This window comes from Xanthomonas codiaei, assembly GCF_002939785.1.
Classification (GTDB): domain Bacteria; phylum Pseudomonadota; class Gammaproteobacteria; order Xanthomonadales; family Xanthomonadaceae; genus Xanthomonas; species Xanthomonas codiaei.
Genome location: NZ_MDEC01000019.1, coordinates 86,626 through 96,976, shown reverse-complemented (window position 1 = coordinate 96,976; position 10,351 = coordinate 86,626). Strand labels below are relative to the sequence as shown.

The 10,351-nt window shown below is 65.8% G+C and carries 7 protein-coding genes; 5 read left to right on the top strand and 2 right to left on the bottom strand.

The genetic code is table 11. The features are described from left to right. Positions 1 to 250: 250 nt before the first annotated feature. Positions 251 to 1,714 (bottom strand): efflux transporter outer membrane subunit, encoded by a 1,464-nt coding sequence (locus tag XcodCFBP4690_RS14270; protein WP_104541770.1) that lies wholly within the window; start codon positions 1,712 to 1,714, stop codon positions 251 to 253. 88 nt (positions 1,715 to 1,802) lie between these two features. Here XcodCFBP4690_RS14270 and XcodCFBP4690_RS14265 point away from each other — a divergent pair, with 88 nt between their 5' ends. From XcodCFBP4690_RS14265 to XcodCFBP4690_RS14250, 4 genes are all read left to right on the top strand, one after another. Next, positions 1,803 to 2,420, top strand: coding sequence for a TetR/AcrR family transcriptional regulator (locus XcodCFBP4690_RS14265; RefSeq protein ID WP_104541768.1), 618 nt, complete (start codon positions 1,803 to 1,805; stop codon positions 2,418 to 2,420). Positions 2,421 to 2,496: 76 nt separating this feature from the next. After that, positions 2,497 to 3,633 carry an efflux RND transporter periplasmic adaptor subunit gene (locus XcodCFBP4690_RS14260; protein ID WP_104541766.1) on the top strand — a complete coding sequence of 379 codons (1,137 nt, stop codon included), beginning with the start codon at positions 2,497 to 2,499 and terminating at the stop codon, positions 3,631 to 3,633. Further along, positions 3,630 to 6,719, top strand: coding sequence for an efflux RND transporter permease subunit (locus tag XcodCFBP4690_RS14255; RefSeq protein WP_104541764.1), 3,090 nt, complete (start codon positions 3,630 to 3,632; stop codon positions 6,717 to 6,719). The genes XcodCFBP4690_RS14260 and XcodCFBP4690_RS14255 overlap by 4 nt, the downstream gene beginning before the upstream one ends. Positions 6,720 to 7,153: 434 nt before the next feature. Next, complete coding sequence (locus tag XcodCFBP4690_RS14250; RefSeq protein ID WP_029218563.1) at positions 7,154 to 7,486, top strand: DUF6172 family protein; 333 nt, start codon at positions 7,154 to 7,156, stop codon at positions 7,484 to 7,486. Between the two features lie 314 nt (positions 7,487 to 7,800). Here XcodCFBP4690_RS14250 and XcodCFBP4690_RS14245 read toward each other — a convergent pair whose 3' ends face one another. Next, entirely contained in the window at positions 7,801 to 9,078 is a 1,278-nt protein-coding gene (locus tag XcodCFBP4690_RS14245) for a DEAD/DEAH box helicase (RefSeq protein WP_104541784.1), read from the bottom strand. Positions 9,079 to 9,352: 274 nt separating this feature from the next. Between XcodCFBP4690_RS14245 and XcodCFBP4690_RS22465 the strand changes: the two genes are divergently transcribed. After that, positions 9,353 to 10,210, top strand: coding sequence for a hypothetical protein (locus XcodCFBP4690_RS22465; RefSeq protein ID WP_146091904.1), 858 nt, complete (start codon positions 9,353 to 9,355; stop codon positions 10,208 to 10,210). Positions 10,211 to 10,351: the final 141 nt, after the last annotated feature.

Here is a 10,351-nt window from a genome sequence, read left to right as displayed (position 1 = left end):
CATCGGAGACGTCGGTCGGATAAGGGCGTGGTGGCTTCATCCGCATACGATAGCCGCGAAAGCCTCAAGTTCATAACACGCTCTAGCTGCTCTTAGCCCCTCTCCTGCGGGAGAGGGGTCGGGGTGAGGGTACGGGGCGCAGCCACGCGTGGCGTCTGGTGAGCAGATACAGAAACATGCAAGCATCACCTGCCCGAACGCTGGCAATCGTCGGCGCTGTAGGTCATGACGTTAGCGGCTACTGCTACTGCTAGTACTGCACCGCCACCCCTTCATCGCCGCCAGTCTGCCAACCACCACCCAGGGCCCTGAACGTAGCCACCGCACTGCGCGCTGCATCCGTGCGTGCCTGCACCTGCGCGTCGGAGGCGCGCAGCAGGCTGTCGTCGGCAGTGAGCACTTCGATCAGGCTGACCGTGCCTTTTTCATAGGCCAGTGCCGAGGCGCCGCGCGCCTTGCCCAGCGCATCCACGGCCTGCGACAGCACTGCGGCTTGCTGCTCGCGTTTGACCAGTGCGGTGAAGGCGTTTTCCACATCTTCGGTAGCGCGCAGCACAGCCAAGCGGTACGCAGCCAACTGTTCGGCCTCCTGGCCCTTGGCCTGGGCGATCTGCGCGTTGATGCGGCCGAAATCGAAGAGCCGCCAGCGCAGTCCCAGCACGCCGGACGCCTGCGCGGCATCGCCGGTGAACAGATTGGCGCCGGAGATGGCGGTGGCGCTGCCCACCAGCCCGCTCAGCGAAAATTTAGGGTAGTACTCGGACATCGCCACGCCGATGCGCGCATTGGAAGCGGCCAGCCGGCGTTCGGCCACGATCAGGTCGGGACGGCGGCGCAGCAGGTCGGCCGGCGCGCCGCTGTCGGCGATCTGCGGCGCCGCCGGGATGGGTTTGCTGGCCGCCAGTTCGGCGCGGTGGGTGCCCGGCACCGCGCCCAGCATCACGTCCAGCGCGTTCATCGCCGCGACCAGGCCGGCTTCCAGACCCGGCACCGTGGCCTGCGCCTGGCCCAGTGCGCCCTGGGCCTGCTGCAGTTGCAGTTCGGCCGCCAGACCCTTGCCGTGCAACAGCGTCACCATCGACACCAGCCCCTGCTGGGTGGCGACCTGACGCTGCGCCACGTCCAGCCGCGCCTGCAGGCCGCGGATGCTGATGTAGATGTCGGCGGTCTGCGCGGCCACCGCCAGACGGGTGGCCGCCGCGCCGGCCTCGGTGGCCTGGTAGTCGGCCAATGCGGCCTGGCGCCCGCGGCGCAGGCCGCCGAACAGGTCCAGCTCCCAGCTGGCGCCAAGGTTCGCTTCGTAGATGCTGGCATAGCGGTCGAAGCTGGGGATGCTGTTCAGCACCTGGCCCTGCGGCGTCTCCAACGACTGGTAGGCGCGCGTGGCACTGCCGTTGATGTTGCCGGATGGCAGCAAGGCGGCGATGGCGGCGCTCAGCCCGGCGCGTGCCTGGGTCACCCGCGCGCTGGCCTGCGCCAGGTCCAGGTTCTGCGCCAGCGCGGCGGTGACGTAGCGGCTCAGGTCCGGGTCGTTGAAGCCGATCCACCAGGTATCCAGATCGGCCTGTGTGCTGGCCTGGCGTTCAGCCACGGCGGCCTGCCCGAGATAGTGCTCGGGCAGGGGAGCATCGGGACGAGCATAGTCGGGGCCCACCGCACAGCCTGCGGCAAGGCTGGCGGCAATGAGCGCTGCGAGGGTGCGGAGTGAGAGCATGACGGAACCAGAGTGGCGGGACGGTGAGTGACTGTAGTACGAAATGGTCACTTTTGTAAGTCGGGGGCCACCGCGCTAAGCTGTTGGAATGAGCACAACATCCAGTTATCCAGTTTCCGGCCGGGGCCCGGTCGACCACGACGTGCGCGACCAGATCGTCATCGCCGCCACCGATCATTTCAGCCGCTATGGCTATGAGAAGACCTCTGTCTCGGACCTGGCCAAGGCGATCGGGTTCTCCAAGGCCTACATCTACAAGTTCTTCGAGTCCAAGCAGGCCATCGGCGAATCGATCTGCACCAACTGCATGCGCCAGATCGAAACCGAGGTCCGTGCCGCGATGGACGAAACCGACCAGGCGCCAGAGAAAATCCGCAGGCTTTTCAAGGTGATTACCGAGGCCAGCCTGCGGCTGTGCTTCCAGGACCGCAAGCTTTACGAAATTGCGGCGTCGGCCGCCACCGAGCGCTGGCAATCGGTCGTTGCCTATGAGGTCCGCATGCAGAAGCTGGTGCACGACGTGCTGCAGCAGGGGCGGCTGAATGGCGATTTCGAACGCAAGACGCCGCTGGACGAGGCCGCCCAGGCGGTTTACGCGGTGCTGCGCCCGTACATGAATCCGGCGGTGCTCCAGTACAACCTGGAGCAGGTCGAAGAGATGCCGGTGCTGCTGTCGGGTCTGGTGCTACGCAGTCTGTCGCCATGAATTCGTTTGTGACTATTGACTGATATGGTCACAAGTCCCAGGATGCGAGCCTTCATCAGCTCGCTTCGGGATTCCCATGCTTCGGCACCGCCTTGTTGTCAGCTCCGCTCTGTCTGTCCTGCCGCTGGCACTGAGTGCCTGCGGCGGACAGGCACAGCCCGATCCACGCACCGCCACCCCGTTGGTCCGAGTGGCCACGCTGGGCGATGCCAGCAGTGCAGCGCGCAGCTTCTCCGGCACCGTCGCGGCGCGGGTGCAGAGCGAGCTGGGCTTCCGGGTGGCCGGCAAGGTGTCCCAGCGGCTGGTCGATGCCGGCCAGAGCGTCAAGCGCGGGCAAGCGTTGATGCGCATCGATCCGGTGGATCTGCAGCTGGCCGCGCGTGCGCAGCAGGATGCGGTGGCCGCTGCCCGCGCCCGCGCCCAGCAGACCGCCGACGATGAAGCCCGGTACCGCGACCTGCGCGGCACCGGTGCCATCTCCGCCTCGGCCTACGACCAGATCAAGGCCGCCGCCGATGCGGCCAAGGCGCAACTGAGCGCCGCCCAGGCCCAGGCCGACGTGGCGCGCAACGCCAACCGTTATTCCGACCTGCTGGCCGATGCCGATGGCGTGGTGATGGAGACCCTGGTCGAACCGGGCCAGGTGGTCGCGGCCGGGCAGCCGGTGGTGCGGCTGGCGCATGCCGGCCCGCGCGAGGCGGTGATCCAGCTGCCGGAGACGCTGCGCCCGCCGATCGGCTCGGTGGCCCAGGCCACGCTGTTCGGCAACGCCGCCGTCAGCGTGCCGGCCACCTTGCGCCAGCTGTCCGAGAGTGCCGACCGGCTGACGCGCACCTTCGAGGCACGCTACGTGCTCGACGGCGCGCTGGCGCAGGCGCCGCTCGGTACCACGGTCAGCGTGCGCGTCCCCGGCAGTCCCGCAACCGGTACCCAGGCCGGCCTGCAGGTGCCGCTGGCCGCGCTGTTCGATGCCGGCAAGGGGCCGGGGGTGTGGGTGATTGCCGGCAACCCGACCAAGGTGAGCTGGCGGCCGGTCACCGTGCTGGGCCTGGACGATGACCATGCCAACGTCACCGGCACGCTGGCGCGCGGTGAGCGCATCGTGGCCTTGGGTGCACACCTGCTGCGCGATGGCGAGCAGGTACGCATCGCCGTTGCCAGCGCTGCCGGCAGCGCTGGCAACGCCGCCAAGGCGGCAGGAGCGCAGCCGTGAGCGAGGGCCGCTTCAATCTCTCGGCGCTGGCCGTGCGCGAGCGCTCCATCACGCTGTTTCTGATCGTCCTGATATCGCTGGCCGGCCTGGTCGCGTTTCTCAAGCTCGGTCGCGCCGAAGACCCGGCATTCACCATCAAGGTGATGACGATCGTCACTGCCTGGCCGGGCGCCACGCCGCAGGAAATGCAGGACCAGGTGGCCGAAAAGCTCGAAAAACGCATGCAGGAGCTGCGCTGGTACGACCGCACCGAGACCTACACGCGCCCCGGTCTTGCGTTCACGACGCTGACCTTGATGGACAGCACCCCGCCTGGTGAGGTGCAGGAGCAGTTCTACCAGGCGCGCAAGAAAGCCGGCGATGAAGTGGCCAACCTGCCGGCCGGGGTGATCGGGCCGATGATCAACGACGAATATGCCGACGTCACCTTTGCGCTGTTCGCGCTGAAGGCCAGGGGCGAGCCGCAACGAGTGCTCGCACGCGATGCGGAAACCTTGCGCCAGCGCATCCTGCACGTGCCGGGGGTCAAGAAGGTCAACATCGTCGGCGAGCAGCCCGAGCGCATCTTTGTGGAGTTCTCGCACGAGCGTCTGGCCACGCTAGGTGTCGGCCCGCAGGACGTGTTTGCCGCGCTCAACGCGCAGAACGCGCTGAATGCAGCGGGTTCGGTGGAGACGCGCGGGCCGCAGGTGTTCATCCGCCTGGATGGCGCGCTCGACAGCCTGCAGAAGATCCGCGATACCCCGTTGGTGGTGCAGGGCCGCACGTTGAAGCTGTCCGATATCGCCACCGTCAAACGCGGCTACGAAGATCCGTCCACCTTCATGATCCGCAGCGGCGGCGAGCCGGCGTTGCTGCTGGGCATCATCATGCGCGATGGCTGGAACGGCCTGGATCTTGGCAAGTCGCTGGACAGCGAAGTGCGCGCGATCAACGCCGAGCTTCCGCTGGGCATGCGCCTGAGCAAGGTCACCGACCAGGCGGTCAATATCGACGCGTCGGTCGGCGAGTTCATGACCAAGTTCTTCGTCGCGCTGCTGGTGGTGATGCTGGTGTGCTTTGTCAGCATGGGCTGGCGGGTGGGCATCGTGGTGGCGGCAGCCGTGCCGCTGACGCTGGCCGCGGTGTTCGTGGTGATGCTGGCCACCGGCAAGAATTTCGACCGCATCACGCTGGGTTCGCTGATCCTGGCGCTGGGCCTGCTGGTGGACGACGCCATCATCGCCATCGAGATGATGGTGGTGAAGATGGAAGAAGGCTATAGCCGCGTCGCCGCATCGGCCTACGCATGGAGCCACACCGCTGCGCCGATGCTGTCCGGCACCCTGGTCACTGCCGTCGGCTTCATGCCGAACGGATTTGCCGCCTCCTCCGCCGGCGAATACACCAGCAACATGTTCTGGATCGTGGGCATCGCGTTGATCGTGTCGTGGGTGGTGGCGGTGGTGTTCACGCCCTACCTGGGCGTCAAGATGCTCCCCGACCTGAAGAAGATCGAAGGCGGCCACGCGGCGATGTACGACACGCCGCGCTACAACCGCTTCCGCGATGCGCTGGGCCGCGTGATTGCCCGCAAGTGGCTGGTGGCCGGTTCGGTGGTAGGGCTGTTCGTGCTGGCGATCGCCGGCATGGGCATCGTCAAGAAGCAGTTCTTCCCGATCTCCGACCGGCCCGAAGTGCTGGTCGAGGTGCAGCTGCCGTACGGCAGCTCGATCAACCAGACCAGTGCGGCGGCCGCCAAGGTCGAAGCCTGGCTGTCCAGGCAGAAGAAAGCAAAGATCGTGACCGCGTACATCGGTCAGGGTGCGCCGCGCTTCTTCCTGGCGATGGGCCCGGAACTGCCGGACCCCTCGTTCGCCAAGATCGTGGTGCGCACCGACGACCGGCACGAGCGCGATACGCTGAAGCTGCGCTTGCGTGAGGCGATCGCGCAAGGCCTGGCACCGGAAGCGCGCGTGCGCGTGACGCAGCTGACCTTCGGCCCGTACTCGCACTTCCCGGTGGCCTACCGGGTGAGCGGTCCGGACCCGCAGGTGCTGCGTGGCATCGCCGCGCAGGTCACGCAGGTCATGCAGGACAGCCCGATGCTGCGCACCGTCAATACCGACTGGGGCGTGCGCACGCCGACGCTGCATTTCAGTCTGGACCAGGACCGCCTGCAGGCAGTGGGGCTGACCTCGACCGCGGTCGCCCAGCAGTTGCAGTTCCTGCTGACCGGCGTGCCGATCACGCTGGTGCGCGAAGATATCCGCAGCGTGCAGGTGGTGGCCCGTTCGGCCGGCGACACGCGCCTGGATCCGGCACGCATCGCCGACTTCACCCTGGCCGGTGGCAATGGCCAGCGCGTGCCGCTATCGCAGGTGGGCAAGGTGGATGTGCGCATGGAAGAGCCGGTGATGCGCCGCCGCGATCGGGTGCCGACCATCACGGTGGGCGGGGATGTCGACGACCAGCTGCAGCCGCCGGATGTCTCGGCGGCGATCACCAGGCAGCTGCAGCCGATCATCGACAACCTGCCCGGCGGGTATCGGATCACCCAGGCTGGCTCCATCGAGGAATCGGGCAAGGCAACCACCGCGATGCTGCCGTTGTTCCCGATCATGCTGGCGGCCACCTTGCTCATCATCATCCTGCAGGTGCGTTCGATCTCGGCGATGGTGATGGTGTTTCTCACCAGCCCGCTTGGCCTGATCGGCGTGGTGCCGACGCTGATCCTGTTCCAGCAGCCGTTCGGCATCAATGCGCTGGTGGGGCTGATCGCGTTGTCGGGCATCCTGATGCGCAATACGCTGATCCTGATCGGGCAGATCCATCACAACGAGGCCGAAGGGCTGGACCCGTTCAACGCGGTGGTGGAAGCCACCGTGCAACGTGCGCGGCCGGTGATCCTCACCGCGCTGGCGGCGATCCTGGCGTTCATCCCGCTCACCCACTCGGTGTTCTGGGGCACGCTGGCGTACACGCTGATCGGCGGCACCCTGGCCGGCACCGTGTTGACCCTGGTGTTCCTGCCGGCGATGTATTCGATCTGGTTCAAGATCCGGCCCGCCACCGGCAACGCCCCTGCGGTGACGCAACACGCCTGAGCTGGACCGGCAACGGCGGGCCAGCCGCCGTTGCCGATGGAGGGCGGCACGCGTTCGTCGATCGCCATTGCATGACGCGCGGCCCGCGGCTGCGCCTGTGATCGTCTTGCGCGCCCCTGGAAGGAATCACCATGCAACAGCCGACTCCCGTGCTGACCACCGGCCGGGCTGGGTGAGTGGCGTGCGCGCATGCGCGCACTGCCGGGTTGAGCTGGCGACGCTCCTTGCCCTCCTGCATCGGTCGGGAGCGATTGGGACGGCGCGGCGTTGCCGCCAGTCCCTGCGGGCACCGCTACGCTCGCCAGTGCAACTGCAACTCCCCAATCCAACGCATTCGCGCGCCGGTGCCCGTTCGAGCCGCGCAAAGGCCGACGATTCGCCCAGAACCGGCGCATGGCCTCACAATAGGCGGCCAGTTCCGGAACCAAGTCGCCATGCGCAAGACCTACCAGCTCAACCTCGAAGGCAAGAATCGCGATCGTCTGCTGGAAGCCAGCAAGCACGATATCCGCAAGTACATCCGCCGCGAGCGCCGCAAGGATCTGCCGGAAGGAGCCGATTACTGGGACTTCGACATGCGCTTCGGCGTGGACGAGGCCAGTGCGCAGCCGCTGCCGCCGGCAGAGCTGATCCGCTCGATCAATGCGCTCACCGGCGACGGTGGCGACCAGTTCTTCGTGGAAATCCTGCGCAAGCCCGCCAAGCGCACCCCGCGTGCCGATGGCGAGGCGCTGGCCGGTGGCGAACTGGATTTCGAGCAGGACTGAGCGCAGTTTTCAGATGACCGCATGACTGGATGACGGCGCCGCTGCCAGGCAGGCGCAGCCGGCTGCTGAAATCTGCCGTCCTCCGCCGGCATCGTGTTCTGTCCGTGTCGCCCGCACCTGCCGGGCGATTGCTCGCCTGGCGTTGCCCGCCATCCCGGTACAGTCTGCATACACAGTGGCGCCTGCGGCCATATTGCGTGGTTTGGCGAGCCGAAGCAGCGCGCCAGCCCCGCGGTACGCCTCTGGCGACCATGCGCTGCCAGCGACTTGAAGGGCGTCATCCGCACCGCGATGTGCCGCGCCCGCTGCGCAGGTCAGTCGGGCTTGGTCGCGGCCTGCGCGGCCGCGCGTAACTTGTCCTTCTTGCTGGGCCGCTTGCCCTTGATGCCGCCGTTGTCGCCGGCGGCACGTGCCGGCGTGTCCGCGGCGGGCGCGTCGCTAGGCGTGGGTTCGAAGCCGGCGATCACCTCGGCGGCGACACGCAGGCCCTGGCGTTTTTCGATCAACCGCCATTGCTGCGCGTTGTCGGCGGTGATGAAGCTGATCGCCACGCCGCTGGCGCCGGCACGTGCGGTGCGGCCGATGCGATGGGTGTACTCCACGGTGGAGCGCGGCAGGTCGTAGTTGATCACTGCCGGCAGTTGCACGATATCGATGCCGCGTGCTGCTAGATCGGTGGCGATCACCACTTGCACAGTCTGCTGTTTGAAGGCCGACAGCGTGCGTTCGCGGCGGCCCTGGCTCAACTCGCCGTGCAGTGGCTGTGCACTGATACCGGTCTTCTCCAGCTTTTCAGCGACCTTTTCCGCAGTGTGCCGGCTGGCGACGAACACCAGCAGCTGCGGCCAGCCGTGATCGAGCAGCAACTGGCGCAGCAGCTGGGTGCGCTGGGCGGCATCCACGCTGATGGCGCGCTGCGCAATCGCCGGCGCCTGCTCGGGTGTCGCTTCGACGGCGATGCGCAGTGGGTCGCGTAGCCGGCGCTTGGCCAGCGCGGCGATGGCGGGCGGAAACGTGGCCGACACCAGCACGCTCTGCCGCTGCGCCGGCAATCGCGCAAGGATGCGATCGAGCTCGGCGCCGAAGCCCAGGTCCAACAGGCGGTCGGCTTCGTCCAGCACCAGCGTGGCGACCTCGCCCAGGCGCAGCGCGTTGTGTTCCACCAGGTCCAGCAACCGGCCGGGCGTGGCCACCACGATGTCGGCACCGCCGCGCAGCGCCAGCAACTGCGGGTTGATCGAGCTGCCGCCGGTGGCGGCAACGATCTTGAGCCGCCGTGGCAGGTGCGCAGCCAGCTGGCGCAGCGTGGCCTCCACCTGTGCGGCAAGTTCGCGGGTGGGTACCAGCACCAGCGCGCCCAGCACGCGCGGGGCGGCGTCCGGGGCGAGCAGGCGTTGCTGCAGCAACGGCAGCGCATAGGCAAGCGTCTTGCCCGAGCCGGTCTGGGCCATCGCAATCAGATCGCGCCCGGCCAGCATCGGGGGGATCGCTTGCTGCTGGATCGGCGTGGGCGTGCGATGACCGGCCTGGCGCAGTGCGGTCTCGAAAAACGGCAGCAGCCGTGGCGACAGCGAGAGTTGGGCAAATGACATGCGGCGATTATCCAGCATTGGCCGCGTCAGTTGCATTTGCGGGCGTGGCAATCGTGGTGGACGGCAGGCTCGGCAGCTCCTTCGGAGTCGAAAACCTTTCGTATTCTTGCGAGCCAATTCGTATTTGCGCAGAACGTGATAGATCGTGGTGATTAGATTATTTGTTACTACGATGATCAAGGCCACGCTAGGCCAAAGTTAATGCGAGGTAGCCAAGATGGGTTCATGTATCTCCAAGTGCAGCAGCTTGCCGAACTCTCCGGCGACACACACTGTGAACTCTTTGCAGTACCAAGAAGAATGTCCTAGTCCCGATTCCATCAGTTCCAGTACATCTTCGTCCGGAAGATTCGAGGGGCTGAGGCCCGCGCCGAGGCAATCGCAAGCGCCAGAAAGTTCCAAGCGCCGTCTTGTTGGACAGATTGAAAATACGCTCTTCTTTGGCCGTCAGGAGGCGCAGGAGAAACTCCTGCGCTGGGCGCATGACGGGGACGACGCCGCCATGATGCATAGCTTGGATAATATACCGATTACTGTGCGTCAGTTCCTGGGTGGTCATCCATCATTCGACCCGGAGGAGCGTTGTCCGGAATTGAATCAGCATTTTGCCGATCATTTGCGAGCAAATCCGAAGTGGGCGTCCGCCGTGAACGATCACAACAGAGAGAACTTCAGCAACGAAACGCCCGATATGAGTAGGGCGATGTCGATGCTTGGTGATCCAGAGGCCTTGGCAGGAAGAACCTACAGAGATGTAGAGAAGCAAGCGGTCCTCAATGAAACCAACGTTTTCAAGAAAAAATCCAAAGGTGCCCTGGATTTCGCTGTTGAGACCGGTCGCGATGTCGCCTTTGGCCTGAGCAGTCGTGGCGAGATGACTTCGGCGCCAGCCAAAATGCCATTCTATAAACATGGATACTACGCTGGGACAAGCGTTACCGACTCGGAGCTAAGGCACCTTTATCGCAATCGCGACGATTCCGGCTACCAGCAGTGTGTTCAGTTCTACAGCGAAGTGCACCACGCGGGGGATTCGCCCACCAGGCATCATCTTGAATTTGAACAATGCGCGCCGCCCTGGGAGCAAGAGCCGGAGATCTGGCAGAACTACAAGCCAAAATCCGAAGGCTAGCGAAGGAGCAGCGTCAGAAAAGGGACGATCCCTTTTGCATAAGCATCAGGAGCCCGATCAGACAGCGCGTAGATTGCGAGGCCTGATCAACAGGTTCGCGCCTGCATCGTGTCCACGCTACTGAATTTCGCAAAACGGGGC